Source organism: Serratia sp. CY37869, assembly GCF_052168895.1.
GTDB classification, from domain to species: domain Bacteria; phylum Pseudomonadota; class Gammaproteobacteria; order Enterobacterales; family Enterobacteriaceae; genus Serratia; species Serratia ureilytica.
The window spans coordinates 826,876-850,212 of the sequence record NZ_JBJNLU010000002.1 but is presented as its reverse complement, the minus strand read 5'-3'; the positions used below and the strand labels follow the sequence as shown (position 1 = coordinate 850,212).

Annotated in this window: 31 protein-coding genes; 3 read left to right on the top strand and 28 right to left on the bottom strand. The window is 58.4% G+C overall.

The annotated features are described in order from the left end of the window. Positions 1 to 44: 44 nt before the first annotated feature. On the bottom strand, positions 45 to 359 hold the full coding sequence (locus ACJ8J1_RS14440; protein ID WP_033642522.1) for a YbjC family protein: 315 nt from the start codon (positions 357 to 359) through the stop codon (positions 45 to 47). 230 nt (positions 360 to 589) lie between these two features. Here ACJ8J1_RS14440 and ACJ8J1_RS14435 point away from each other — a divergent pair, with 230 nt between their 5' ends. Next, complete coding sequence (locus ACJ8J1_RS14435) at positions 590 to 853, top strand: GrxA family glutaredoxin (protein ID WP_004938676.1); 264 nt, start codon at positions 590 to 592, stop codon at positions 851 to 853. Between the two features lie 39 nt (positions 854 to 892). Here the strand turns inward: ACJ8J1_RS14435 and ACJ8J1_RS14430 are convergent, their stop codons facing one another. Next, a complete protein-coding gene (locus ACJ8J1_RS14430; protein WP_033642521.1) occupies positions 893 to 1,282 on the bottom strand; it encodes an inner membrane protein YbjM in 390 nt (129 codons plus the stop codon). Positions 1,283 to 1,576: 294 nt separating this feature from the next. On the opposite strand from ACJ8J1_RS14430, the gene ACJ8J1_RS14425 reads away from it, so the two are divergent. Beyond that, entirely contained in the window at positions 1,577 to 3,265 is a 1,689-nt protein-coding gene (locus ACJ8J1_RS14425) for an aspartate:alanine antiporter (protein ID WP_004938680.1), read from the top strand. Positions 3,266 to 3,558: 293 nt separating this feature from the next. Here ACJ8J1_RS14425 and ACJ8J1_RS14420 read toward each other — a convergent pair whose 3' ends face one another. From ACJ8J1_RS14420 to ACJ8J1_RS14385, 8 genes are all read right to left on the bottom strand, one after another. Continuing rightward, entirely contained in the window at positions 3,559 to 3,777 is a 219-nt protein-coding gene (locus ACJ8J1_RS14420) for a DNA-binding transcriptional regulator (protein ID WP_072265518.1), read from the bottom strand. A gap of 99 nt (positions 3,778 to 3,876) precedes the next feature. After that, on the bottom strand, positions 3,877 to 5,025 hold the full coding sequence (locus tag ACJ8J1_RS14415) for a phage late control D family protein (RefSeq protein WP_442520377.1): 1,149 nt from the start codon (positions 5,023 to 5,025) through the stop codon (positions 3,877 to 3,879). Then, positions 5,022 to 5,498 (bottom strand): phage tail protein, encoded by a 477-nt coding sequence (locus ACJ8J1_RS14410; protein WP_342094551.1) that lies wholly within the window; start codon positions 5,496 to 5,498, stop codon positions 5,022 to 5,024. The genes ACJ8J1_RS14415 and ACJ8J1_RS14410 overlap by 4 nt, the downstream gene beginning before the upstream one ends. A 4-nt stretch (positions 5,499 to 5,502) precedes the next feature. Next, the gene (locus ACJ8J1_RS14405) at positions 5,503 to 8,355 is read right to left on the bottom strand and encodes a phage tail tape measure protein (protein WP_442520376.1); all 2,853 of its coding nucleotides are present in this window, start codon (positions 8,353 to 8,355) and stop codon (positions 5,503 to 5,505) included. After that, the gene (locus ACJ8J1_RS14400) at positions 8,348 to 8,470 is read right to left on the bottom strand and encodes a GpE family phage tail protein (protein ID WP_026142543.1); all 123 of its coding nucleotides are present in this window, start codon (positions 8,468 to 8,470) and stop codon (positions 8,348 to 8,350) included. The genes ACJ8J1_RS14405 and ACJ8J1_RS14400 overlap by 8 nt, the downstream gene beginning before the upstream one ends. A gap of 32 nt (positions 8,471 to 8,502) precedes the next feature. Continuing rightward, positions 8,503 to 8,784: a phage tail assembly protein gene (locus tag ACJ8J1_RS14395; protein WP_060431370.1), complete on the bottom strand. Its 282-nt coding sequence runs from the start codon at positions 8,782 to 8,784 to the stop codon at positions 8,503 to 8,505. Positions 8,785 to 8,838: 54 nt separating this feature from the next. Next, positions 8,839 to 9,348, bottom strand: coding sequence for a phage major tail tube protein (locus ACJ8J1_RS14390; RefSeq protein ID WP_043148035.1), 510 nt, complete (start codon positions 9,346 to 9,348; stop codon positions 8,839 to 8,841). Positions 9,349 to 9,363: 15 nt separating this feature from the next. Further along, complete coding sequence (locus ACJ8J1_RS14385; RefSeq protein ID WP_342205854.1) at positions 9,364 to 10,533, bottom strand: phage tail sheath protein; 1,170 nt, start codon at positions 10,531 to 10,533, stop codon at positions 9,364 to 9,366. A 723-nt stretch (positions 10,534 to 11,256) separates the two neighbouring features. Here ACJ8J1_RS14385 and ACJ8J1_RS14380 point away from each other — a divergent pair. After that, entirely contained in the window at positions 11,257 to 11,493 is a 237-nt protein-coding gene (locus ACJ8J1_RS14380; protein WP_442520375.1) for a hypothetical protein, read from the top strand. A 145-nt stretch (positions 11,494 to 11,638) separates the two neighbouring features. Here the strand turns inward: ACJ8J1_RS14380 and ACJ8J1_RS14375 are convergent, their stop codons facing one another. The 18 genes from ACJ8J1_RS14375 to ACJ8J1_RS14290 all read right to left on the bottom strand — a co-directional run bounded on the left by ACJ8J1_RS14375 (position 11,639) and on the right by ACJ8J1_RS14290 (position 23,247). After that, positions 11,639 to 12,184: a tail fiber assembly protein gene (locus ACJ8J1_RS14375; protein WP_442520374.1), complete on the bottom strand. Its 546-nt coding sequence runs from the start codon at positions 12,182 to 12,184 to the stop codon at positions 11,639 to 11,641. A gap of 1 nt (position 12,185) precedes the next feature. Continuing rightward, a complete protein-coding gene (locus tag ACJ8J1_RS14370; protein ID WP_442520373.1) occupies positions 12,186 to 14,813 on the bottom strand; it encodes a phage tail-collar fiber domain-containing protein in 2,628 nt (875 codons plus the stop codon). Between the two features lie 9 nt (positions 14,814 to 14,822). Then, complete coding sequence (locus ACJ8J1_RS14365) at positions 14,823 to 15,356, bottom strand: phage tail protein I (protein WP_015379109.1); 534 nt, start codon at positions 15,354 to 15,356, stop codon at positions 14,823 to 14,825. After that, a complete protein-coding gene (locus ACJ8J1_RS14360) occupies positions 15,349 to 16,257 on the bottom strand; it encodes a baseplate assembly protein (protein ID WP_442520372.1) in 909 nt (302 codons plus the stop codon). The genes ACJ8J1_RS14365 and ACJ8J1_RS14360 overlap by 8 nt, the downstream gene beginning before the upstream one ends. A 4-nt stretch (positions 16,258 to 16,261) precedes the next feature. Further along, complete coding sequence (locus ACJ8J1_RS14355; RefSeq protein ID WP_060457481.1) at positions 16,262 to 16,612, bottom strand: GPW/gp25 family protein; 351 nt, start codon at positions 16,610 to 16,612, stop codon at positions 16,262 to 16,264. Next, complete coding sequence (locus ACJ8J1_RS14350; protein WP_442520371.1) at positions 16,609 to 16,875, bottom strand: hypothetical protein; 267 nt, start codon at positions 16,873 to 16,875, stop codon at positions 16,609 to 16,611. Before ACJ8J1_RS14350 ends, ACJ8J1_RS14355 begins: the two co-directional genes overlap by 4 nt. A 15-nt stretch (positions 16,876 to 16,890) precedes the next feature. After that, positions 16,891 to 17,520: a phage baseplate assembly protein V gene (locus ACJ8J1_RS14345; RefSeq protein ID WP_442520370.1), complete on the bottom strand. Its 630-nt coding sequence runs from the start codon at positions 17,518 to 17,520 to the stop codon at positions 16,891 to 16,893. Positions 17,521 to 17,593: 73 nt separating this feature from the next. After that, complete coding sequence (locus ACJ8J1_RS14340; RefSeq protein WP_033649043.1) at positions 17,594 to 18,040, bottom strand: phage virion morphogenesis protein; 447 nt, start codon at positions 18,038 to 18,040, stop codon at positions 17,594 to 17,596. Further along, complete coding sequence (locus tag ACJ8J1_RS14335) at positions 18,027 to 18,500, bottom strand: phage tail protein (protein ID WP_442520369.1); 474 nt, start codon at positions 18,498 to 18,500, stop codon at positions 18,027 to 18,029. The genes ACJ8J1_RS14340 and ACJ8J1_RS14335 overlap by 14 nt, the downstream gene beginning before the upstream one ends. Next, a complete protein-coding gene (gene lysC / locus ACJ8J1_RS14330; RefSeq protein ID WP_442520368.1) occupies positions 18,472 to 18,702 on the bottom strand; it encodes an Rz1-like lysis system protein LysC in 231 nt (76 codons plus the stop codon). Before lysC ends, ACJ8J1_RS14335 begins: the two co-directional genes overlap by 29 nt. After that, entirely contained in the window at positions 18,596 to 19,024 is a 429-nt protein-coding gene (lysB, locus tag ACJ8J1_RS14325; RefSeq protein WP_442520367.1) for an Rz-like lysis system protein LysB, read from the bottom strand. Before lysB ends, lysC begins: the two co-directional genes overlap by 107 nt. Next, positions 19,021 to 19,533 (bottom strand): lysozyme, encoded by a 513-nt coding sequence (locus ACJ8J1_RS14320; RefSeq protein WP_033649040.1) that lies wholly within the window; start codon positions 19,531 to 19,533, stop codon positions 19,021 to 19,023. The genes lysB and ACJ8J1_RS14320 overlap by 4 nt, the downstream gene beginning before the upstream one ends. Continuing rightward, the gene (locus ACJ8J1_RS14315) at positions 19,517 to 19,726 is read right to left on the bottom strand and encodes an HP1 family phage holin (protein WP_031231709.1); all 210 of its coding nucleotides are present in this window, start codon (positions 19,724 to 19,726) and stop codon (positions 19,517 to 19,519) included. The genes ACJ8J1_RS14320 and ACJ8J1_RS14315 overlap by 17 nt, the downstream gene beginning before the upstream one ends. Before the next feature lie 4 nt (positions 19,727 to 19,730). Then, a complete protein-coding gene (locus ACJ8J1_RS14310; protein ID WP_442520366.1) occupies positions 19,731 to 19,934 on the bottom strand; it encodes a tail protein X in 204 nt (67 codons plus the stop codon). Continuing rightward, positions 19,934 to 20,422, bottom strand: a complete 489-nt coding sequence (locus tag ACJ8J1_RS14305; RefSeq protein ID WP_442520365.1) for a head completion/stabilization protein — start codon at positions 20,420 to 20,422, stop codon at positions 19,934 to 19,936. Before ACJ8J1_RS14305 ends, ACJ8J1_RS14310 begins: the two co-directional genes overlap by 1 nt. Before the next feature lie 93 nt (positions 20,423 to 20,515). Next, positions 20,516 to 21,175: a terminase endonuclease subunit gene (locus tag ACJ8J1_RS14300; RefSeq protein ID WP_442520364.1), complete on the bottom strand. Its 660-nt coding sequence runs from the start codon at positions 21,173 to 21,175 to the stop codon at positions 20,516 to 20,518. Between the two features lie 2 nt (positions 21,176 to 21,177). Beyond that, positions 21,178 to 22,389, bottom strand: coding sequence for a phage major capsid protein, P2 family (locus ACJ8J1_RS14295; protein WP_442520363.1), 1,212 nt, complete (start codon positions 22,387 to 22,389; stop codon positions 21,178 to 21,180). 42 nt (positions 22,390 to 22,431) lie between these two features. Further along, the gene (locus ACJ8J1_RS14290; protein ID WP_442520362.1) at positions 22,432 to 23,247 is read right to left on the bottom strand and encodes a GPO family capsid scaffolding protein; all 816 of its coding nucleotides are present in this window, start codon (positions 23,245 to 23,247) and stop codon (positions 22,432 to 22,434) included. Between the last annotated feature and the right edge of the window lie 90 nt (positions 23,248 to 23,337).

The following is a 23,337-nucleotide window of genomic DNA, read 5'->3' as shown; positions in this document are numbered from 1 at the left end:
AAAGGCCAACGCCTGCCCCGCAGGCGGGTTAGCGGCCGCGGCGCTCAGGCGCGCGGATCGCTGTCCTGATGATTTTTCGATGCGTCCGCATCTTGCGGCTTACGGCGATCGTTTTCCGGCGGCAGGCCGCCGCGCATCAGCGGCCCGAACCCCTGCACCACGCGCCATACCAGAAACGCCGCCGCCGGCACCATCAGCGCCACGCCGAGGAAAATCATGCCGACCGCCGCCTGCTGCGACGCCAGCCAGCCCGGCAGCTGCAGGTGCCCGTGAATGCTGAGGTAGGCCAATACCAGCATCACGATGCCCAGCCCTTCCAACACCAGCACCGGGCGCGGTAAGTCACCGAATGAACGCATATTTTTCTTCTCCAGAAGGTCTGCCCCCAGTGTAGTGAATTCCCGTCGGCGGCGACAGCCCCGGCAGACTAATTGGTTACATGAATCAGATTAACAGGTAATTCCTGCTTTTTTTTCACCGCCTCAACGGGCATAGTAGGCGCCATCTGACGCAGGTAATGACTTTTTCGGTGACGGGATGTCGTTGCGGTAGCGAACAATTTTTTGAAAATCCAATTAAGGAGCGTTGCATGTTTGCAGTAATCTTCGGGCGTCCTGGCTGTCCTTATTGTGTCCGCGCTAAAGAACTGGCGGAAAAACTGACTGAAGAACGCGACGATTTCAACTTCCGTTACGTTGACATCCACGCGGAAGGCATCACCAAGGCCGATCTGGAAAAAACCGTCGGTAAACCGGTTGAAACCGTGCCGCAGATCTTCCTGGATGAGAAGCACATCGGCGGTTGCACCGATTTCGAAGCTTACGCTAAAGAACACCTGAACCTGTTCCAGTAAGTTTTTGAACGACAAAAAAGGCGCTTAACGCGCCTTTTTTTATTGCCGCTGCCGCCGATGCAGCTGCTGGAGCGTGTGCAACAGACCGAGGGCGAACAGCATCAGCATCGCGCCGAACACGCACCAGAACACCGCGCTGGTGGCGTAAGCCAGCTCCTGCCAGAACGAATAGGACGGCGTCAGCCAGAAGTGACGGATCAGCAGGCAGAGCGGCAAGGCATAAAGCGCCCCCAGCAGCGGACACAGCAGCCGCTTGCGGCTCGACAGATAGCTGGCGATCGCGCCGGGGATCACAAACAGCAGCAGGCCGGTTTCCCCGTGGTGCTCATGATCCGTGCTGCCGAACAGGCCGGTTTGCTGGCCGAGAAACACCAGGTTGAACAACAGAAAACAGCTGAGAATGCCCAGCCAATATCGATAACTCGTCATGCGAATTCTCCCCCGCCCAATTACCGCATCAATAGAAATCAGCCCGGCCACCCGTCAGGTGACGCTGAACCGAATTTTTTCCTTGGTCAAAAGAGAGTTAAATGCGCACGGCGGCGCAGGAAATCAGCTTTCTGTGCTGGCTGTCATCGGTCATAGCGTCTAGAATGAACGCCGCCGAACGATGGTTCGCTTCGCTTTCTGCTGGTGGTGATTTATGACGTCGTTTTAAGGCTGAATTTATCTCTTATAGTTATCTATATCAAGCACTTACTGGTAAACAATAAGTTATCCTCCGTGAACATAAACGTCGCTAGTTTGTTAAACGGTAACTACATTCTGTTACTGTTCGTGGTACTCGCGCTGGGGCTGTGCCTCGGTAAACTCCGTCTGGGCTCCGTCCAACTCGGTAATTCCATTGGCGTTTTAGTGGTTTCCCTGTTGCTCGGCCAGCAACACTTCGCCATTAACACCGAGGCGCTGAATCTCGGCTTCATGCTGTTTATTTTCTGCGTCGGGGTGGAAGCCGGGCCTAACTTTTTCTCGATTTTCTTCCGCGACGGCAAAAATTACCTGATGCTGGCGCTGGTGATGGTCGGTTCGGCGATGGTGATCGCCATCGGTCTCGGCAAGCTGTTCCACTGGGACATCGGCCTGACCGCCGGCATGCTGGCCGGCTCGATGACCTCCACGCCGGTGCTGGTGGGGGCCGGCGATACGCTGCGCAACACCATCGTCAACGGCCCGGCGCTGCTGGCGGCGCAGGATCATCTGAGCCTCGGCTATGCCCTCACCTACCTGATCGGTCTGGTCAGCCTGATTTTTGGCGCGCGCTACCTGCCGAAGCTGCAGCACCAGGATCTGTCCACCTCCGCCCAGCAAATCGCTCGTGAACGCGGCCTGGACACCGACAGCCAGCGCAAGGTCTACCTGCCGGTGATCCGCGCCTACCGCGTCGGCCCCGAGCTGGTGGCCTGGGCCGACGGCAAGAACCTGCGCGAGCTGGGCATCTACCGCCAGACCGGCTGCTACATCGAACGCATCCGCCGCAACGGCATTCTGGCCAACCCGGACGGTGACGCGGTGCTGCAGGTGGGCGATGAGATCTCGCTGGTCGGCTACCCGGACGCCCACGCGCGGCTGGATCCGAGCTTCCGCAACGGTAAGGAAGTGTTCGATCGCGATCTGCTCGACATGCGCATCGTCACCGAAGAGATCGTGGTGAAGAACAGCAACGCAGTGAACAAACGCCTGAGCCAGCTGAAGCTGACCGACCACGGCTGCTTCCTCAACCGCGTGATCCGCAGCCAGATCGAAATGCCGATCGACGACAGCATCGTGCTCAACAAAGGCGACGTGCTGCAGGTGAGCGGCGACGCGCGCCGGGTGAAGAGCGTGGCGGAGAAAATTGGCTTTATCTCGATTCACAGCCAGGTGACCGATCTGCTGGCGTTCTGCGCCTTCTTCATCATCGGCCTTTTGATCGGCCAGATCACCATACAGTTCAGCAACTTCTCGTTCGGCATCGGCAACGCCGCCGGCCTGCTGATGTCCGGCATTATGCTCGGCTTCCTGCGCGCCAACCACCCGACCTTCGGCTACATTCCGCAGGGGGCGCTGAACATGGTGAAAGAGTTCGGCCTGATGGTGTTTATGGCGGGCGTAGGCCTGAGCGCCGGCGCCGGCATCGGCCACAGCCTGGGCGCGGTCGGCGGCCAGATGCTGATCGCCGGGCTGATCGTCAGCTTGGTGCCGGTGATTATCTGCTTCCTGTTCGGTGCCTACGTGCTGCGCATGAACCGCGCCCTGCTGTTCGGCGCGATTATGGGCGCCCGCACCTGCGCACCGGCGATGGAGATCATCAGCGATACCGCGCGCAGCAACATCCCGGCGCTGGGTTACGCCGGCACCTACGCCATCGCTAACGTGCTGTTAACGCTGGCGGGTTCACTCATCGTGGTGCTATGGCCGGGCATACTCGGCTGATCGATTAGCGGGAGAGATGGATCGGCGATAAAAATATTTTGATTTTTTTGTCGCCGGCCAGAACTTTCGTTGGGGGCCGCAGTCTGAATTAGTGCCACTGCTTTTCTTTGATGTCCCCATTTTGTGGAGCCCGATAATCCCGCCTTTTAGGTTCAAGATTATCGGGTTTTTTGTTGCCTTGAAAAAATATCCTTATAAAACAATGCCACACAAAGCACATAACTACCCTGTGGCGACAAAGTGGCGACAGCCATTTTACGGGCATAAAAAAACCTGCTTTCGCAGGCTTCTTGTTAAATCCAAAGTGTTCCCTGATTGCTTCGGGTTGGGTGTGGCGGAGCGATATCAACTTTGCCCGGTGATACGATCTGCCGCTGAATAGATTCCAACGTCACAAAAGTACAACTGCAATTTATGTTTTGGCATTGATGATAACGCTCTTTAGTATTCTCACTTAGATAGCGGCTTGTGCGGGCATGGGCGGCAGTTCGGCAAAGCGGGCAATGCATCATGTTGATATTCCCTTCTCAATCTCTCATTTGTCGCGATAATACTCCGCCCGATCGAGAACAAAACTACCTTTAAGTGAATTTACAAAACATCAATTCACATTACGAGACTTCATAAATCACATCCGACAGCAAAACCTCAAACTCCAGCGCCGTCGTAAAACCTCCGTTACTCAAATTGTGCGTGACTTTGCTCACTATCCAGTCTTGCGCATCGATCGCCGCTTTAAACCCGCTGACACGTACCGGCGTTTCCGGCGTGATGTTAGCCCGGCCCATCGCCAGCGACAGTGAGAACTCAGCCACACCGCGCTGAAGCTTTTCCCACTTCGCCTGTGCTGCCCGCATCGCGGCGGCCTTGGTGGCGTAAATTTTGGTGATCGCAAACACGTTATCGTCTGCCCCCACCAGATAGTCACCTTTCGCTGCCTCCGCCGGTTTCCCCGGTTTTTTACTGCTGCCCGGTTTCGCCTTCGGGTGTTGCAGCGCACGTAAATGCTGCTCTTTTGGCTTGCGCTGCAGCTTCACTTTCTTCGGCTTCGGCTGTTTGGTATTGAGCCAGCTCGCCGTCACGCCGGTGTAGGCATCCCGATCGGCAATGCTGAAACTGTGCTGATCGCCATCCTGCCGGGTGATTGTATACACCGGCAACGGCTTCCCGCCTACCGTGGCGCCGTTCCCCGGTCGCAACAACAGCAGAGCGCCATTTTTCACCGCCGCCACCGCGCCGTTGAGCGTTGCGAGTCGGGTAATAAATGCCGCGTCCGTCTCCTGCGTCTGGTCAATATGGCTGATTTTTATGGTGCCCAGACCGGCGGCCAGCGAGGCTTTCAGCTTATTGCGCGCAGCCACCTTCTGCACAATGTCGCCCAGAGTGGTGTCGTGGTAGGACTCATCGCGCCGGGTGTTCAGCGAGCCGCGAAAATCCGCACTACGCGCGCGAATAGTCAACGTGTCCGGCGCGCCCCGGTGTTCGACCTCATCGACCGTAAACTGGCCTTTTGGCGTCAATGGCGAGCCTTGCCAGCCGAGCGCCAGCGACAGCACCGCATTGCGCTGAGGCATCGCCATCAGTCCGTCGCTGTCGTCCAGTTCGATGTCGAGCTGGTCAGCCTCAAAGCCCCGGTTATCCGTCAGCGATAGAGAAATCAGCCGCTTGCGAATGTTCTGCGTGATGTCGTTATCCTGTAGCAACAGCGAGAAATCCGGGGCAACTCGCGCCCCGGCTGGCAGGCTTACGCCGGGGATCATGATAACAACCCTCCCATAGCACCGGCGGCCATCTCTCCGGCTTTATCGTACAGCTCCCCGGCCTGCTGGCGCAGATCGCCAAACATCGCCGACAGGGATTCATCGACCCGCTTCAGGTTGAGCGTGAACTCTGTGCGGCGCGGGCTGCCGTCGGCGAAAAACTCGGAGTGCGTTTCAGAAATCGACTCGATCACAAACATGCCGTAAATCGTGCCGGTGCCTTCAATCAGCGGCCACGCCCGGCCCTGCTCGGCCATCAGTTGCAGCGTCAGCAGTGACCAGCGGCCGCCGGTGATCTCCGGCAGCAGCACCCCGGACAGCGTAATTTTTTCCTCATCCATCCCCAGAAATTGCGCCGCCGGGCGCAGGCCAACGCGGCCGTTGCTCGGCCAGCGATATTCCGCGTTGCGGTTCATGGATTGATACGGCAGCGTCTGCAGCATAAAAACAAACAGGCCCAGCGTTAACATCATGGTTTTACCCTTCGTAGTTCATGCGGCTGCGCGCGGCGGCCGCGTGTTTGCGTCGTTCGGCCTCGAGCTGGCGCGAGACTTCGCGCGCAATAGATGCCGCGTCTTGGCCGGGGGCGCCGTACACCTGAATCGTGATCGGGGCTGGCACCGTAGCGGGTGCGGCAGCAGGGGCCGACGCCATCACCGGCGTTGACAGCGATAACATCGCCGCCGACAGCGCCGCCGTTTTCCGGCGCCCGGTGACGTTCGCCGGGCCGTTGACAATCTCCGGGCCACGCTCGCCGACGATGCCGAACTGGCCGCGCGGGATGATGCCGCCCTTGTCGAATGCCCCCGCATAGCCCGGCCCCGGCCCCGGCATCAGCTCAGGCGCCGGGCGGTTGTATGAAATCGCCGGGTTAACCTCCGCCTCATCGTCGCCAAACTTCATCCAGTCAGGCAGCATATCCGTGAGGCTGGAAAACTTGTCTTTCAGCGCCTCCCAGCGCTCGCTAATGCCGTCAATGACCCCGTTGATCATGTTCATCCCGGCTTCTTTGAACTGTCCCGGCAGCGCTTTAGCCCCGTTTACCAGCCCCTCCCATTTGCCATTAAGCCAGCCAGTCAGCCGATCCCATGCCTGAACCGTGGCGGCGCTCAGCGCCAGCCATGCCGCGTTAACACGCTCGCCGATGGTGTCCCAGACGGCGGCGGCACGCTCCGCGATACCGCTCGCAACGCCCCAGATGCCGGTCAGCAGGCCGGGCAATCCGCCCAACAGCTGCAGCGGCAGGCTCAATCCGGCCGCGATCCATTCACCGAACATGCGCCCATAACGCGCGGCCGTCTGTAGTTCGGCCTGTGAAGATTTCACTGGCTCGTTCAGCTTACCGAACCACTGCCAGACGTTGCGCACCATGCTCAGCAGCGGCGTAAATGCGCCTGCCAGCGGGACAAGCGCAGTGCGCATCGGCGCGAAAGCGGCGCTGAAGCCTTCGCCGATACCCGTTAAAAAGGCGCTGATAGGCTCCCAATATTTACGGATAGTCAACGCCACACCGGCAATCACCGCCGCCGCCGCGACCACCGGCAGGGTGATCACACTGAATGCGGCCGCAATCCCGGCGCCGACGGTGGTAAAGACCGTTCCAAGCAGCCCGGCCCCGGCAATCAACATATTGACCCCGGCCATCACCGGCCATGCAATAAGGCCCAGCGCAGCGAGGCCACCGATCAGGGCCGTAACGCCCGCCGTGACTTTCACCAGCGTGCCGACCAGCTCAGGATTGGCCTTCACCCATGCCCCGGCCTTGGTCAGCCATTCGGTGGCGGAAACCGTGAGTTTGCGCAGCGCTGAATTCTGGCCGTCGAACACCTCAATGCGAACATCTTCCCACGCCGAAAACAGGTTTTTCAGGTCGCCGTCGAGGTTGTCCACCTTCACTCGGGCAATCTGGGCCGTAGCCCCTTTGGACTGGGTGACGGTGCTGTGTTTTTCGCTCAGCTTGCCGTTACCGGCGGCGTCAATCAGCTTGATAGCGCCTTTCATCGCCTCTTCGCCGAAAATGACTTTCAGGTATTCGGCCTGCTGCGCGGTGCCGAGCTTGTTGGTTTTAAACGAGCCGTTAATTTTCTTGAGGATGTTCGCGATCGGCAGCATGTTTCCTTTGCCGTCCTTTGTTTTTACGCCCAATTCTGACAACGCATCAGCCGCCTGCCCGACGGGCGCCTGTAACCGCGTAAACATCGCACTGGCCGCCGTACCGGCCATAGACCCCTTGATGCCGTTATCGGCCAACACGCCCAGCAAGGCGGTGGTGTCCTCGATACTGGCCCCGGCCGCCTCGGCGATCGGCGCGACGTACTTCATCGCCTCGCCAAAATCCATCAAATTGCTGTTTGAACTTGTGAAACCTTTGGTCATCACATCCGCGACGCGCTGGATCTCGTCTATCGGCATGTTAAACGCCGATTGCATGTTGGTGATGATGTCGGCCGCGTCGGCGATGTCCAGATCGGAGGCCAGCGCCAGATTTACCGTTGATTCGGTCGATTTCAGAATGGCATCGCCGTTAAAGCCGGATTTCGCCAATACGGATTGCGTGCGCGCGACATCCGTCGGCGAAAAAGCGGTCGTGGCGCCTATATCCCGCGCCTGCTGGCGAATGGCGGCCAGTTGCTGGTCATTCTTCGATAGTCCGAGCGTGGCTTGCGTGTCTGACATCTGCCTGTCGAACTGCACCCCCGGCGCAATAAACGCCCCTTCAGCGACCAGTCCGGCGGTAGCGATACCCAGCCCGGCCGCGCTGGTATTACGGACAGTCGCGGTTGCCGATTGCCCGGCACGGTAACGCGCGCCGACGCGGTTAACCTGCTCTTGTTTCTTGCTCAGGCGTTCCAGCTCGCCGCGCTGGCGGCCCAGCGCTGTCGTGGCTTCGCTGGCGCTGGCCTTCAACCGGCGCTGTTCGGCGCTCAGGTTCCGGGTAGCGATGCCGTCAGCATTGAGCGCGTCACGCTGGCGCTGCACCGACTGGCGCAGGCCGTTGTATTTCGTCTGCAGCTCGGCGGCAGCGCGCTTCGATGCCTCCAGTAAACGCGCTTGCTGCGCCGTGGGCTTTTCCGTCGCCTTGAACTGGACGGCCAGCGCGGCCGCCTCTTCCTTGGCTTTCTTCAGTGCCTTGCCGGTAACGGCAAGCTGTCCCTGCGCCTTGCGAAATCCCTCAATCCGGGCGCTTTGCGCGTCCAGAGCCTTGAGGGTTTGCTGCGTGGTTTTGATGTCACCGGCAAGCTGTTTGCTTGCCTGTTGGATACTCTTTAGCGGGCGGGTGGCTTGGTCTACGGCCTTCAGCAGCACCTGTAGCTGCAGGCTTTTACTCATCGTGATTAACTCCGCTGCGTTGCAGTGCCTTGTGGCGCCAGTTCAACAGCTCCGTGAGCGTCATTCCGGCCATTTCAGACGGCGGCCAGTGGAAGATCACCGCGATGTCCGCCATCAGGTCATCAACGCCCAGCCGGGCGTCGGGGATTACGCAACAGAGTTCGGCGACAAAAAACCGACCACTTTCCCGGCCAGCGCCACCAAGTCCGGCAATTCCAGGCGCGCGCATTCTTCTTTGGTCAGGTTCGGCACGGTCACACGCGGCAGCACAACCAGCAGCGCGTCAACGTCGGCATTAGCGATCGCCGCCAGCCCGACGCCGCGCAGCGCGCCCGCGTTCGGTTTAATCACCTGCACCTCGGTGATGGTGGTTTCACCGCGCTGGATCGGGGTGTCGAGGGTAACGGTATTTTCGTTTACGTCTTTCATGGTGTTCTCTCAAATCAGGGGGAAAAGGGCCAGCCCTGCGGGCTGGCGCCAAAATTACAGGCCGATCGCCTTGCGATGCTCGGCCAGCCGGTCAACGCCGTTGACCTTTTCGACCATGTTCACGGTATCGACCTCGATCAGCTCTTTGCCGTCCACGGTCAGCTTGAAGTAAGTACACTCGGTGGAAACCTTGGTTTCGGTATCCTCGCCCTGCTTGTACTCGCCAAAATCGATTTCTTTGTGGCGGCCACGCATCACCACTTCCACAGCGGACACCTCGCCGGTGTCGTCACGCTGGAAGGAACCGGCAAAGCGCAGCGGCACGGCATCAACGGCGCCCCACTGTTTCAGCACCCGCTCATCAATGCCGCCCATCGACCACTCAACGGCCAGCGCGTCATCGTCCAGCCCCATATCGATGGAGGCCGCACCGTTCATGCCGCCGCCCCGGTATTTCTCCAGCTTGCGGGTGAGCTTCGGCAGCGTCAGCGAGGACACCACGCCCATGTAGCTGTAGCCGTCGTTGAAGAGGTTCAGGTATTTCAGTTTTTTCGGCAGTGCCATGTTCTAACGTCTCCTTTAGCGGTTCACGGATGCCGCAAACGTCGCCAGATAGCGATCGGTGATGCGCTGGCGCAGGGTTAAATCTTCCAGCGGTGGCACCGGCGTGTAGTCGTAATCGATAAACAGCTTGCCCGCCTTCAGGGTTTCCTTGGTGTTGGCGCTTTCGTCGTACCAGCAATTACCGTCGATAATCAGCCCGGCGGATTTCAGCTCGCGGAATTTCGCGTTGATGCCGTCAATCATGTCGCGCACCAGCGTAGGCGTCACCGGACGGTCAACGGCCCATAGGTGCGCCTCGGCCATGGTGTCGGCCAGCACCTGCGCGGTGCGGGTGTAGTTTTCGAACATGAACAACGGATCATCGGAACAGGTGCGGGAACCCCAGAATTTAAAGCCGTCTTTACGAATAAGGGTGGTGACGCACGCTTGGTTTAACAGGTCGGCATCGGTGCCGGGCGCCTGCAAATCCCAGAACACGCTGGCGGTGATGCCGGTCACGCCGTTAACACCGACGTTTGAAAGCGTCTTATGCCAGCCGGTTTCCGTATCGATTTTGGCACGCAGGCCCAGTGCGCGGGCGGTGGCGTAGGCGATGTCGCTCTGGTTGGCGGTGGTGTTCCAGCTGACAAAATCCGGCCAGATCAGCATCAACTCGCGCTGGCTGAAATTGTCGCGGTACTTGGTAGCCTCCTGCACGGTTTTGCAGCCGTATGCGCTGATATAGCCGAACGCGCGCAACTGCTGGCAAATCCCGGCGAGCGCCGTCGAGACCTCCTGATTATCCAGCCCCGGCACGCCGAGGATGCGCGGCTTAACGCCCAGCTCAGCCTGTGCAGATAACAGCGCTTTCATGCCGGTGTAGCGGCCTTCAGCGTTCGCGCCGCCGATGATGTTGGAGGTGGTTTCCGCCGCGTCTTTGCCGGTGGCAACGCGGACAACCACTGTGACCGGCTTCGCCTGTTCAGCGATCGCCCGCAACGACGCCGCCAGCGTGCCTTTTTTACCGGCCTTGCCGGAAGCGGCCAGCACGTCAGTGATCAGTACCGGGGTATCGAGCGGGAAAACCGACGCGTCAGCATCCTCCGCCGTGCAGACCATGCCGACGATTGCCGTCGATACGGTGGAAATAACGCGGGTGCCGTCGTTGATTTCGACGACGCGCACGCCGTGATGATAATCGCCCATTAATTTGCTCCGGGTGGTGAGTAGGTGCAGGCATAATGACGCCCGGCTCGCCGGGCCGCACGCGGTGGGTGCTGGAAGGCCGACCAGACAACAGGCCGAGCCGGATTGGGGGATTTTGGAGGGAATAACGATCGCTCGCGCCGATCAATTACGTTGTATTGATCTACGCAATCAATTGGACGCCGGAGAGCCGGGCGGGGTAAGGTCTGAAGGTCAAACGCGGCAACATCAGGGAAAGCCGTAAACACAAAGCCCGCATCGCTGCGGGCTTTTTTCATGGCGCTAACGGTATCCGTTCGAAAGTACGGACTTTCAAATGGCACTTTTCCTAAGATTGCTCACTTCAGCATTTTTTGCTTGTTCATCCTGCCAAACTGCTTTAGTGTCGCCAATAGACGACACATACCTCTAGTCGTCACGAACAATAGTCCATGCAGCTATCATCACCAAATTTCGCCCCGCCGTGGGGCATTTTTTTAAGGCTTTGTCCTAAATTCATTCCTCACCGTAAGTAATTGCTTGCCATTAATTCAGAATATTCCTAACCTAAAAGAGTTATCTGGGTTCGCAATCCCTCATAACACCCTTTGTAACATCTGATACACCGGAGACAAATCCTTGCCCGCTTCGGTGGGCTTTTTAAAAATAATGATGGGAGTGCGGACTCTAAAGATGACATCTGGATTAACGGCCAAATCCGAAAGGTCATTGCTTGGAGGCCTTATGAGCATTAATAACCTTACAGATAGTGAGATAAATAGCTTAGAGGAAATTAGTGTCATCCTTGGCAAATGCGTTTTAGAAGTACTTGTCAGCCAAAAAAGACTCACCACGGAAAATGTTCTACATCAAATAGTTGCAGAAATGGAAAAAGTAGCCGATAACGATGCTTTTCAATTACACCGCAAAGCCTTAGCCTTTGTGGGTAATATTAAAAACAACCAGGGGAAATTACGATGAAAAACGAGATTGCAACCGCAATTACGATAGGAAGCATACTGTTGTTCGTCATCCTGATTGGTGCACCGAATGTTGTAATAACAATGGTGCCATAATCGATTTACCATATTCAAAATAAAAGCCCTGCATTATGCGGGCTTTTTCCTTAGGCGCCGGGCACCACTGGCCAGTCAATATCCGGGGCCGACTTCATATCAAGACGATTGAGCATCACACGGTATTTTTTCCAGTCCGCCAACATCGTTTTTTCTGCCTCGGTCGCCATATCCAAATCAACAGCATCCTGTAATGGCGCGATATGCCGCGCCACCGCCGCAATGCGGGCAACCTGTTCCTTTTTCGCTTGTTCCTGATATTCGTCAGGCGAATAACTGCGTTTAACAATGGCTTTTCCATCAAATACCCAACCGCCTGAAATATCAGCCCGGCGATTGGCGGTTGTATTTGCCACTTCCGCGACGCTTAGCCCGACAGGCCACAACGTAGAAATATCGTTGTTGGCGGCAATGCTGCGGATAATCCCTTTTTCATCGTAGGCAACTTTTATCGTATCCTCCGCAAAATCTGTCTGGCAGTAATACCACTCCTGACCATCGTCAGAGAAAAGGAACATGGCATTATGCTGATTGCGTAATTTTAATTGCTCCGGTGTTTTTGGCTCGCCGAGCTGAAAGTTTTTAATATTCTTCATGTTATCGTCCTACCGTGATCCACTGACCATTTTTATAAATTTGGATGTAGCTCCAAAACAGCTCCTCGGCAGAGTAATCGCCGTCTTTATTATTGAAACCAGTTAGTACGGTATTATCGTGATAGGTATAGACCCCGGTCGCGCCGACCCGGGTTTCCGCGCTGTATCTGACATTTTGAATAAAGTTCTGATTAACCCAGTCAATTGTCGCTCTGGCGCCAACATGCTGGTTAAAGGAGGGCCAATCAACCCGACCATTCAACCCATTGTTAACCCATGCCTGACTGGCGAACTCGCCCATTTTCCCACTAATGATGCCGCCTGTTTGGGTGTTAAACTGCCAAACGTTTTCCACACCGTCGCCAATGGCCTGAATAATAGGGTGAGCATGCATATTCTCACCCGGCATCAAATAGCCGTAGCTCACTGCAGTAGGCCAGCCCTTGCCCTTGCGGGTTGATTTCCCTTTCACCAGTGGCACATAAATCGCACCGCTATTCACTTCCCACTGAAAATCAGTCTGATAAAAAGGGGCGCGGGTGCCAAGCTGATTGTTGTATGCTCCGGCGCCTTCCGGCGCTTTATTCGTATTATCGCCGGTGCCGTGATAATCCGATGTCAGCGCCGCAGCAGATACCCAGGAACTTGACGATACCCCGCCCGTAATATTGCCGCCGGCTTTAGCCAAATAGCGGCCATCCGCTTCGGTTTTATTCCAGGCGTTAACGTCACCGGCCAGCAAATTCACATCAGCGGACAACGGCTTACCGTTCACCTTGATAGAGCGTAGCGCGTATTTCTGCGCGGCCTGCGCATCCGTCAGCGCGCCAACGTCAGCGGCCGTCGGCTTGTAGTGTGTCGTGTACACCTGCGCCCAAGCCTTAGCCGTCGCCGGATTATCTTCCCGAGGAGAACGTAGCCAAAACTCCGTATTACCCGAGCCGATCGCAAATTGGACATGCCGGTATTTGTTGAGTTTGAACGTCATCAAATTGCCGAGATTGCCACGAGTCAGGGGATAGCCGACTGATTTATCGCCGAGCTGTTCAAGCGTGAAACCGTCCGGCCGTGTGAGGTCACTGTCAGCATTCGTGGCCTGCAAGCTTTCGCTTGGGAAAACCACGCGCGGCAACGCAAGCGCCCCGGTCATGGTGTCGCCCGCACGTTTCACAAATCGCCCGTCGGCTTCGGTTTTGTTCCATGCGTTGACATCGCCGGCCAACAGATTGACATCGCCGCTCAACGGCTTACCGTTGACTTTGATAGAGCGCAGCGCGTATTTCTGCACGGCCTGCGCATCCGTCAACGCACCAGTTTCTTGGGCGGTCGGTGGCTTCGCTGTCGTATAAATGCGCGGGTTCGACGCCTGATTAGCTTCAGCCCCCCAATGCAACTCGTCATCAGCCCCAACACCAAGGCGCATTAACGCCTTTCCGGCGACTTGGAAGCCGATAGATAAATTTCCCTGAGCAGAGAGACGGCTCATCACCAATGGCGTATGCTGATTTCCCTCAATATTGAGTGTGCTACCCTCTGTTTCTGCGTTGCCGGGCTTAATCGCCAGTTTTTTTACTGTGCCGCCGGAAAGCATCAGAAAACGGCCATCGGCTTCTGTTTTGCTCCATGCCCCGACGTCTGCCGCAGTCGGCTTAAATTTGGTGGTGTAAGCCTGAAACCAAGTCACACCGTTTTCCGCGATATTTGAACGGCCAAAGAATGCGTTTCCGTTGTTTTGTACCGCCATATACGCGCCCGACGGGCCACCGTCGCAGGGCAAACTCAGCACGCCATAAACATCGCCGCCCGGTGCATTCTTTGATGAACCATTAACCCGATAGATTTCCCCCTGATTGCAATACGCATCTTCCCGGTGACGTGAGCCGCTTCCCAATCCAAAGGCTCCGACCTCCATCAGTTGCCCGCCATCTACCCCGACGTTTTTCGTCGCGGCCGTACCTAACGCCAGATTGCCACGCGCGGCGGCCTTGTCGGGCAAGTCGGACAGATTGGCGGCCTTCTTCATGCTGGCATCGCTGACCGTTTTAAGCGCCTTCGGCGTGCTGGCTTTCGTTTCGTCGGTGCTGGTCGTTGCGCTGCTCAGCTGTACCAGCCCTTTCGCCGTGGTGCTGGCGTCCGGGTGGTTTCGGGTTTTCTCATGCGCGGCGATCGCGTCGGCCACAAAATCCTTGGTCGCCAGCACGGTGTCACCACCGGCGATCACATGAATCGCCTCGGTGCTGCTGACAATCAGGATCATGCGCAGCGTCTGCGTGCGGCCGCTGCCCTCTTCCAGCTTCGGCTTGTAACTCTCCGCCATGTTGCTGACGGCAATCAGCGTCCCGGCCTCGTCATAGAGGCCCATTTCACGCAGCCAGAAGCCGCCAACATTCGCCGGAATAATCATCTCGGCCAGAATGTGATTTTTCAGCGCCTTATCGATAGTCAGCCCGTTGAGCGCCGCGCGGTATTTCTCGTTGACCAGCTTGGTCTGGGCCGGGTTAGGTGTCGGCAGCGTGCCGTTCCCGTCACCAACGGCCATACGGACAATTTTCAACTGCGTGCCGCCCGCGCTGGCGGCGGCAATCTTGGCCGCCCCGGCGGTGGTAATAATCGCTTTGTATTTGCTCATGATTTTCTCTTATCCGGGGTAAACGGTAATGACATCGCCATCAATGGCGGCCGCGCCGGTGTAAATCCGGCCGGGGATGTCCTGCAAAATGTTGAGGCCGATCAGGTGGCGGCTCAGGGGCTTGGCGTCGGCGATCAGGCGCTCCATTTCCTGATACATCTCCTCGGTGATACCGGTTTCCAGCACGCCAATATCCAGCCGGAAGGTGCCGGGAGGATCGGCGCCGTCGGTGTGGAACCACTCAATGACATTGATCAGGTAGCCGAGCGGCTCAACCACGCGGCGCACAGCGCCGATGGTGCCCTTGTGCCGGTGAATGTAGAACGCAGCCGAAACCACGCCCCGCTTGACGTCCTCCGGCCACGCCTCATCCCAGCGATCGACAGAGAACGCCCACGCCAGATAGGGCAGCAGATGCACCGGGCAGGTTTTCGGGTTCCACAAATCACGCAGGGGAACCGGCACGCGCTCCAGCTCGGCACACGCGGCGGCGGCGGCAACTTCCAGCGGTGATGAGCCGACAGGCAATAGACGGTTAGTCATCGGCGCGCCCTGGGGTAATGTTCACGCCAGTGCAGTAACCCGCCTGCGTTTTATCCAGCACGATGTCGGCGGCCGGTTGAGCAACCTCAACACGTTCAACACCTTCCACGGTCAGCGCGGCGATGATGCCGGAGCGCCGGATATTGCGGCCTAAGCGGCGCATGGTCAGTACATAATTTTGCAAACGTTGTTTGGCCTCCGTGAGGATCGGCGCAACCTCCGGGCCGGGATAGAGAAACAGCGTGGCAACAATGCCATAGCGGGTTATTTTTGCCGCTTGCACGATGACGCGATCGGCAACCGGGCGCACGTCCTCATCATTCAGCGCATCGCGGACAACCTGCAGCAGTTCGGGGCTGGCGGTGCCGTCGCCGTCTCGTGACAACACGGTGACGGTCACATTAGCCGGTGATGGGCTGATTGCCGTCACATCAGCCACCCGGCCATCGGCCGAGCGGGCGTGAAAACGGTAGGAACCGGCCGATCCCGCCGTGCTCATCCCTTCGAAAGCATCCTGCAGACGCAGGCGGTAATCTTCATCCGCTTCCATGATTGCCGGTGTCGGCGGGATAGTACTTTCATCCGCCGGGGCGATCACCAGTCGCGGCGTGTTGAAGTTGGCGCCGAGCTGGTCGAGGTCTTCGCCGGTGGAATACGCCAGCATCACCGCTTTCGCGGCATCGTTGACGCGCTGGCGTAGAATCACCTCGCGGTAGGCGTTTTCCTGCAACAGCTTAACGATCGGCTCCGACTCCAGCGCCAGCGTGCGCGCGACGGCCTCCCGCTGTTCCTCCGGGTAAAGCGAAATCAGCGTCGCCTTACGCTCTGCCAAAATGTCTTCATAATCCAGCACCTCAACGACGATCGGCGCGGGCAGCTGTGAAAGGTCAATCGTTGCCATGGTTTCAGCTCACAGGAACAGACAGCGACAGCGCGCCGGGGGCATCGGTGCGGGTGCCGGTGATGTCGATCACCATCTTGCCGTCAAAAGTGGTATTAAAGGCGATGCCGGTCAACTTAACGCGCGGCTCCCACGCCAAAATCGCGCTGTAACAGGCGGCCATGATCTGCAGGCGCAGCGCGTCGTTCTGCGGCTGGTCGAGCAGCTCAGAGAGCAACGAGCCATAAGCCCGGCGCATCGGGCGCGAACCCTGCGGCGTGATCAGGATGTCCGCCACGGACTGGCGAATATGCTCGATGTCCGTCAGCGTGCGGCCGGTGCCTCGGTTCATGCCGATATATTTGGCGCTGTTCACGCTTCTCGTCCCTTTGCTTTTGCTACAAGTTCAGGGGCAACAAGCCCCACTCCGTGCTGAACTTTGAAGGATTCCTCCAGTGAGGCATCGCGCCACGCGGTGAAATACTGCCGGTCAGTCACAATCCCGCATTGCTCAGTTTCGCGTTCTTTCAGCGTTTCAACCTGAAAGAGCACCTTCCCGGTGATCTGTTGTTGGCGTCCACGAGACATGCCGGTTAAACCGATCTCTTTAGTAAAATGACTCCTCGGTGGTGTATGCATAGTTTTTCCCGATGGTTAAGAGGGTTCATCAGTCTTGCCGCCGCCGATCTGGACGCCGCCATGGGTGTGCTTATCAACAACAATGCCATTCGACGAGAACGAGCCGCCGCTGTGCTCGATGTTCCCGCGCATCTCCCCGCCTTTTTGCACTTCCAGCGTGCCGGTGGTGAGTTTGTTGGTGCAAACCACCTCCGGTGCATCGAGCGTGATTTTGTCAGCCGTAACGATCACCACTTTGGTGCTGGCGGTGATGGACTCCGACGCCTGCACGTCGGCGGTTTTAATCCCTGACACGCTCAGCGCGCCGGTTTCCGGTTCGTACTCGATAACCGCACCATCAGGGAATGCGATATGCAGCGCATCCGCCGACGCAGACGGGGCCGGGAAGTCGTCAGAGAAAATGCCGCACAGCACAAACGCGGTATCGAGTTCGCCACCCAGCGCAAAGATCAGCACCTGCTCACCCACAGAAGGCGCCGACCAGCTGCGAGTACGCCCGGCGCGACAGGTTAGCCAGTTGAGCCAGTCGGTAAGATTGCCGCCGGTTTCGACGCGGCACAGGCCGTTATCAAGGTCAACGGTGCTCACGGTGCCGATGCGGATCAGGTTGCGCAGCAGGCGCAAAATGTCGTGTTGATTGTTCATGCTGGAAGGATGCCGCCCGGCGCGGGCGGCGACAACGCGATGAGGTTGGAAGATCGGAGGCACAACAGGGGGGTTATTCTGCGAGGTGTTCTATCACGGCCGTTTCTATGATTTTGACGTCATCCGGGCCAAATCCCAGCAACGGACGGGCCTCATATTTTACCGCATCGCTGTGCGGCGTCGGCCGATCGCGCAGGCCAAAATGATGCACATTGACCATACGCTGAACCCGCCCGACAAACTCAACCACGGCCGCATCGCTGTTGCCCTGGGCTTTCAGGTAACGGGCCGTGCGCAGCTTGGAGAACATTGCCCGATCGCGCAGGCGCTTTTTGTTTCGAAGCCGAGTTTTGCGCGGCGCGTAGGGTGTGCCGTCCGGCGCCTGCTGGCGTTTGATGTGTTGCTGTTGACCGGCGCGCAGGCGCTTTGACACGGCAACAGCCAGCGACTTACGCGACTGCGGCGACAGCTTGGCAATCAGCCCGGCCAGCCGAGTGTCAAAGGGGTTAAGCTCGCTCATTCCATTCACTCACTAATTCGCCGTGAACAAAGAGCTGCATCGGCCGTGTGATGTCCTCCGGTAACGGCGGCTCCGGCAGGTGCTTAACGTGTAGTGCGCCGTTCTGTTCGCTGACCACTACACGCTCGGTCAGCTGCAGCGATACGCTGAAATCGTAAGAGCCGTTGTTGTTGAAGTCACTCGCGAAGGTGATCCCGGTGCGGCGCTTTTCCTCGGTTGCCATGGCGTCCGGCTGGTTCTCCCGTAGCCATGCCTGAATCGGCACCATGATTAAATCCAGATCGCCGGTATAGTCCAAGAACAGCAGGTTCAGCGTATAGCGGTACTCATGGGACAGCGAGATGGCAAGCGTGGAGGCCACATTACCGCGCTCTACCCGTACTTGCAGGTTTTCAGGGTTGCGCTGTAACCACGGCAGGCAGCTTGTCAGCTCAGCGCGGAGCTGTTGCGGTTTTAACATCGTGTTGTTCCTGACAGTGTTTTATCGATTCGACCTGCACCGCGCAGGCCGCCAAGGCGTTTTCAAGCTGGCGAATATCGGCGCTCAGATCGCCGTTAGTCGCCGGGTGGCTGGCCGGGATTTGGCACAGACTCACTTTCGGACAGCCAACGTAGATAATCCGCGGCGCCGGTGAAGCCGGGGCGCTGGTGCAGCCGGGCAACGTCAGCAGGCAAAGCAGTGTTAAACCAGTCCCGTAATTGCTGATTTTCATTGAGTAACCTCTGTATTTTCTGCTCGCGCGTCAGCGCCAGCCGGTGCGCGGCGTTTAGGTCGCCCCTTAACTTTTCCTCTTCCTGCGCCAGCCGACCGGCCGCCGCCTGCAACGTGTCGATCGCCGCGCGGGTATCGGTCAGCGCCGCCGCTATCCGGCCGTTCTCCTGCCGGGCGCTTTCCAGCCGTTCACCCAATGTGACAACCTGCCATTTCATCCAACCGGCGACGACCAGCGCCAGCACCAGAAACCACCCGAGCGCGCGGCTCATGGCGCGGCCCCGATCAGGCAGTGGGCCAGCTCCGCCGCCCGGCGCCGTTCCAGCCCCGGCGATTTGACGCCGTTGACGAACACCCAGCGCGGCAACTGTTGGCAGGCGCTGCGCCAGTCCTGCCGCTTGATGAAACCGGCCAGCGTAGAGCCACAGGCGGCCGTGACGCCGACGTTAAAGGCAAAGGACACCACCGCGTCATAAACCGGCGGCGGCATCGTGACAGGCATACAGCGCCCTATGCCGCGCTCCACGCGATACACGTCGGCGATGAGGTTAACGGCAGCTTGGCGCTCGCTGATAACCTTGCCGGGCTTTACCCCGGCCGTGTGGCCAATGCCGCTTGTCCAGACGCCCGCCTGACACTGGTACGGCGATAAACGACAGCCCTCGAAATCGGCCAGCAGTCGCAACCCGGCCTCAGAGATCTGCAGCGCGCTAAATTGCGGCAGCAGCACCGCCAGCGCCAGCACGGCGGCCACACTGCAGCGTTTAGCGATTGAGTTCATCGTAAACCCTCCGGCTGACGCCCAATTTGTTCAACAGCTGGTAGCTTTTGCGGCGGTAGTACCAGTTAACGAGGAACGTGCCGACGCCCACGGCGGCGCCGACCATAAAGGCGATGTCCTGCGGTGAATACTTGCCGATCCACGCGAGGAACATCGCTACCGCGTAGGCTAAAAATGAGGTGATGCGCTCCATGTTTTTAATCCCATAAATTGACGGTTTCACGCTGCGGCGCGGCGGTCACATCCGGCAGCTCAACCGGGTGGCCGTGGGGCAAAATCACCCCGGCAGCGGCCAGCCCTTCATTTAGCGAATAGACCTGCTCAACCACGCCCTGCGTGCGCCCGTAATAGCGCCAGCAAATCGCGTCAACGGTGTCGCCCTGCAGGGCATAAACTCTCATCAGAGCAGCCCGATGATGCAGTGGCTACGCTCGGCCACGTTACTGATCGCGTTGCGGGCGTTGCGCCACAGCTCGCCGATCGAGGCTTCGACCACATCAGCCTTGCGGCCGCCGGTGGCGGTGGTGTCGAAACTGCGGTATTGCTCCGAGAGCGTCGCCATGGTCATCGCGCTAACGGCATTGCGGTATTCGCTCACCCGCACGCTTTCGCCGTCGAGCTGTTCACCCGGCACATCCTCAAGCCGCTGATAGCCGTCGGCCATATGGTCGCGGCGGAAGGTGAACAATTCAGCGTTGACCTCCGCGATCGCGCTTTTAATTGCCAGCCGCAGGCGCGGGGCGGTGATGGTGCCTTCAATGCGCATCACGTCGCGCACGTCCGCCGGGTCAATGTCCGGCCAGAAAAAGACGTTTTTAACGATCGGCTCATCCTCCGGGCGCGGTGCTGGCGCGTCCGGGCGTGGCCGTTGGATCACAACGGTGCTCATATGACCTCAGAAAGTTAGGGGGCGGTGGACGACGGCGTTGACGAGGTGAAACCTGTCGCGGCCGTCGTGCCGCCCGGCGCGGGGCGCGTTCTGTCAGCGGCTGGCGGCGGTGCGTATTGCCCGCTCCAGCCGTTCAATGTCTTTTTTCACGCCGCAGCCGTTATGCAACTGCAGCGCACGCTTAAGGTGGTTCAATGCCAGTTCAGCCCTGCCCGCCGCGCGCAAGACGTACCCGGTGATTTTGTGCAGCTTGGCGCGCACTTGGTCGGGCATGTCCTCTGCGTCGGTGAGTTCTATCGTCTGCATGAGGTGGTCAATGTTGACCGGCTCCCCGGCCTCAAAGGCGCGGGTGGCTGACTCGGCGACCTCTTCTGCGATGAGGTATGGCGTGGAGCGCGCGAATTTGCCCGGCGGCGCCAGCTGATAGCGCAGCGCATAGCGGGCGATGTCCAGCGCGCCGGGAATGTCCCCGGCATCCAGACGCCAGATCATGACCGTCATCAGAATGGCGTCCTGCGCGCCGCGACCTTCGGCCAGTACACCGGCAACCCAAGGGGCATACTCCGGCAGCAGTTGGCGCTTGAGTTCGGCTTTACGCTCGTTTGAGCGCACCTGTTTGAGCTTTCGCTTATCTTCATAGAGTTTAAGCATCATCAGTTCATAGCCGTTGGCGTGGCGCAGCGGGTCATTCTCCCGCTGCGCGGCCTCGACCGCTGACTGGCGCATAAGGTGACGGCGGGCAGGGCTGGTCATGGTTATTTACCGCCTTTCGCTTTGTCGTCTGCCGGTGCTTCCTCCGGGGCTTTCACGTCGGTGACAGGCTCCGCTGGCGCAGCGGCAACTTTGACGGCTTCAACAAGGGCACCGGCAAACGCCTTAATGTCATCATCAGAGTTCAGCAGTGCAGCCTTGGTTTTTGGCTCGGTCGGCTTGACGGCTAACAGCTCGATGTTCTCCACCAGACAGCCGCAGGCGTAATCCTCCACCACATAGTCCTCGTTGATGGACTCATAGTTTTCGATGCGATCGCGCTTGGCGTTCTCCACCATATGGCGGCGGTGTGTGTCTTCCTGCCAGTAGATCGACAGGTTATCCATGCGCGTAATCAGCAGCGCATCCGCCGGGAAGTACGGCACGCGCACAGCGGGCAGGTTGCCGATGCGCTTCTGGCTGATAATCAGATCGGCGGCCAGCGCTTCGGTGTTGGGCTGTTCCTGATTAACCAGCGGGAAATACTTGTCGGCCAGCAACTGACGACCGCAGATTACTACCAGCTCCGGATCTTCCTGATACCACGGCGCGATTAGGGTGTTGGTGGCATCCATTACCAGCGCGTCGAGGTTGGCGTAATCGCCACCGGCACCCACGCGGACGTTTTCAGACACCACGCTGCCGTCCATACCCACGATTTTATTCATCACGCGGCCCGGCGCGTTCTCGCGGTACTTCTGCAACCAGCCCGGCGCAATGTCCTGCAGCAGCGGGAACTTGACGCGGTTGGAGGTTTTGGCGCGATGCGTACCGTTAAAGCCGATCATGATGCGGTCGAGCGCCTGACGTTTCACAATCGCATCGCGTAAGCGGGTCTGGAAATCCTGATAACGCGCCCACAAGTCGAGAGTGTTGTAGCGGATGTGGAAATCGTAGTTCACCTGCTGGCAGAAATAGTCATCGCTGTCCAGCGTGGCAAAGTCGGCCGTTTCGCGTTCATCGCCGCCGGCGGTGTCGGTGGTGCTGGCGATGGAGCCGCTCACACCTAAACCGACTTTCTCTCCCTTCATTTCCTTAACCGGCAGGATATTAATACGGGTCAGGAACGTGGAGGAATCCTGTACGCGGGTCATGATGGTTTGCGTGACGGACGGCTCAACGCTGAATTTTTTATCCAGATCGCCGGTTGCTACGCCATTCAGTTCGGCGAGGCGAGACATAAACGCATTAAATTTAAAACGAGTTTGCTTGCGCATTTTTCTTCCTGTTTTTGTTCGGTTTTATCGGGTGTAACTGCCTTAGCAATCGGTCAGCACGTCTTGTGCGCTGTTGCCGCCGGTGGCATCCGGGCGCGCCTGCTGGCTGAAATCTTCCGAGGTGGAAAGCTGGGCTTGCAGCGCGCTGAACGCATCGCTGCCGGTTTTTACCTGTTGCTTGAGGTCGGCAACCTGCTCGCTCAGTGCAGCGAATTTCTCGATAAAGCGGGTGTCTGCGTCCTGCAACTGCTCGGCCACGGTCATCACCGCGCCTTCCATCTCGCCAAAGCGCACATCGTCGGTGGCCTGCTTGCGGCTAAACATCGCTTTGATGCGGGCAGAGAATGAGGTTTCCGGGTCAGCGACCGGCTCAAAATCGAAATGGACTTCCAGCGGCGCGGAGAACTCGACGTTCTCGTGGCGGCGGCTGAACTCCAGCATGTCAGTGCCGAGGCTCGCCGGGTCATCGGTGACGGCCAACCCGACCAGATACGACTTGCCGGTCTTGGCGAAATCGCGGCGGATCTCCATCGAGGTAAACACCTTTTGCCCCGCGCCGACCATCGACACCAGATCGGCGGTCGGGGCCAGACTGGCATACAGCGCCCACTTGCCGTGCAACAGCGGTTCGTCCGGCTCGTCGATTTTTTCGGCCTTCAGCTCAACCACGCCGCCGTAACGACGAAAATAGCCATCCGGCAAAATCCCCTTGATGTGCTCCATGTTGATGCGGGCGCCGTACACCTTCGGGCTGTAGGTCTCGGCCATCTGCTGAATATCCGTAGCGCCGATCTCGCGGCCGTCAACGGTGTCGCCTTCAACGCCGATGCGGAAAAACTTAGTAACTTTCTTTGCCATGTAAACGGCTCCGGTTGTGGTGATTGGGTTCGGGGCTAGTTTCGGGGGAATGGCGCCGCGTCTCAACGCGTTGCGGTTGGAAGATCTGAG

Excerpts from the sequence above, each read along its gene's own strand:
- ACJ8J1_RS14335 (WP_442520369.1), bottom strand. The coding sequence starts at position 18,500 with ATGTTAAAACCGCAACAGCTCCGCGCTGAGCTGACAAGCTGCCTGCCG.
- ACJ8J1_RS14315 (WP_031231709.1), bottom strand. The coding sequence starts at position 19,726 with ATGGAGCGCATCACCTCATTTTTAGCCTACGCGGTAGCGATGTTCCTC.
- ACJ8J1_RS14340 (WP_033649043.1), bottom strand. The coding sequence starts at position 18,040 with ATGAGCGAGCTTAACCCCTTTGACACTCGGCTGGCCGGGCTGATTGCC.
- ACJ8J1_RS14290 (WP_442520362.1), bottom strand. The coding sequence starts at position 23,247 with ATGGCAAAGAAAGTTACTAAGTTTTTCCGCATCGGCGTTGAAGGCGAC.
- ACJ8J1_RS14405 (WP_442520376.1), bottom strand. The coding sequence starts at position 8,355 with ATGAGTAAAAGCCTGCAGCTACAGGTGCTGCTGAAGGCCGTAGACCAA.
- ACJ8J1_RS14365 (WP_015379109.1), bottom strand. The coding sequence starts at position 15,356 with ATGACTAACCGTCTATTGCCTGTCGGCTCATCACCGCTGGAAGTTGCC.
- lysB (WP_442520367.1), bottom strand. The coding sequence starts at position 19,024 with ATGAGCCGCGCGCTCGGGTGGTTTCTGGTGCTGGCGCTGGTCGTCGCC.
- ACJ8J1_RS14370 (WP_442520373.1), bottom strand. The coding sequence starts at position 14,813 with ATGAGCAAATACAAAGCGATTATTACCACCGCCGGGGCGGCCAAGATT.
- ACJ8J1_RS14435 (WP_004938676.1), top strand. The coding sequence starts at position 590 with ATGTTTGCAGTAATCTTCGGGCGTCCTGGCTGTCCTTATTGTGTCCGC.
- ACJ8J1_RS14320 (WP_033649040.1), bottom strand. The coding sequence starts at position 19,533 with ATGAACTCAATCGCTAAACGCTGCAGTGTGGCCGCCGTGCTGGCGCTG.
- ACJ8J1_RS14385 (WP_342205854.1), bottom strand. The coding sequence starts at position 10,533 with ATGGGCGATTATCATCACGGCGTGCGCGTCGTCGAAATCAACGACGGC.
- ACJ8J1_RS14295 (WP_442520363.1), bottom strand. The coding sequence starts at position 22,389 with ATGCGCAAGCAAACTCGTTTTAAATTTAATGCGTTTATGTCTCGCCTC.
- ACJ8J1_RS14420 (WP_072265518.1), bottom strand. The coding sequence starts at position 3,777 with ATGATGCATTGCCCGCTTTGCCGAACTGCCGCCCATGCCCGCACAAGC.
- ACJ8J1_RS14350 (WP_442520371.1), bottom strand. The coding sequence starts at position 16,875 with ATGCATACACCACCGAGGAGTCATTTTACTAAAGAGATCGGTTTAACC.
- ACJ8J1_RS14430 (WP_033642521.1), bottom strand. The coding sequence starts at position 1,282 with ATGACGAGTTATCGATATTGGCTGGGCATTCTCAGCTGTTTTCTGTTG.
- ACJ8J1_RS14360 (WP_442520372.1), bottom strand. The coding sequence starts at position 16,257 with ATGGCAACGATTGACCTTTCACAGCTGCCCGCGCCGATCGTCGTTGAG.
- ACJ8J1_RS14415 (WP_442520377.1), bottom strand. The coding sequence starts at position 5,025 with ATGATCCCCGGCGTAAGCCTGCCAGCCGGGGCGCGAGTTGCCCCGGAT.
- ACJ8J1_RS14380 (WP_442520375.1), top strand. The coding sequence starts at position 11,257 with ATGAGCATTAATAACCTTACAGATAGTGAGATAAATAGCTTAGAGGAA.
- ACJ8J1_RS14395 (WP_060431370.1), bottom strand. The coding sequence starts at position 8,784 with ATGAAAGACGTAAACGAAAATACCGTTACCCTCGACACCCCGATCCAG.
- ACJ8J1_RS14390 (WP_043148035.1), bottom strand. The coding sequence starts at position 9,348 with ATGGCACTGCCGAAAAAACTGAAATACCTGAACCTCTTCAACGACGGC.
- ACJ8J1_RS14305 (WP_442520365.1), bottom strand. The coding sequence starts at position 20,422 with ATGAGCACCGTTGTGATCCAACGGCCACGCCCGGACGCGCCAGCACCG.
- ACJ8J1_RS14440 (WP_033642522.1), bottom strand. The coding sequence starts at position 359 with ATGCGTTCATTCGGTGACTTACCGCGCCCGGTGCTGGTGTTGGAAGGG.
- ACJ8J1_RS14400 (WP_026142543.1), bottom strand. The coding sequence starts at position 8,470 with ATGGCGGACATCGCGGTGATCTTCCACTGGCCGCCGTCTGAAATGGCC.
- ACJ8J1_RS14375 (WP_442520374.1), bottom strand. The coding sequence starts at position 12,184 with ATGAAGAATATTAAAAACTTTCAGCTCGGCGAGCCAAAAACACCGGAG.
- ACJ8J1_RS14310 (WP_442520366.1), bottom strand. The coding sequence starts at position 19,934 with ATGAGAGTTTATGCCCTGCAGGGCGACACCGTTGACGCGATTTGCTGG.
- ACJ8J1_RS14410 (WP_342094551.1), bottom strand. The coding sequence starts at position 5,498 with ATGATGTTAACGCTGGGCCTGTTTGTTTTTATGCTGCAGACGCTGCCG.
- ACJ8J1_RS14345 (WP_442520370.1), bottom strand. The coding sequence starts at position 17,520 with ATGAACAATCAACACGACATTTTGCGCCTGCTGCGCAACCTGATCCGC.
- ACJ8J1_RS14300 (WP_442520364.1), bottom strand. The coding sequence starts at position 21,175 with ATGACCAGCCCTGCCCGCCGTCACCTTATGCGCCAGTCAGCGGTCGAG.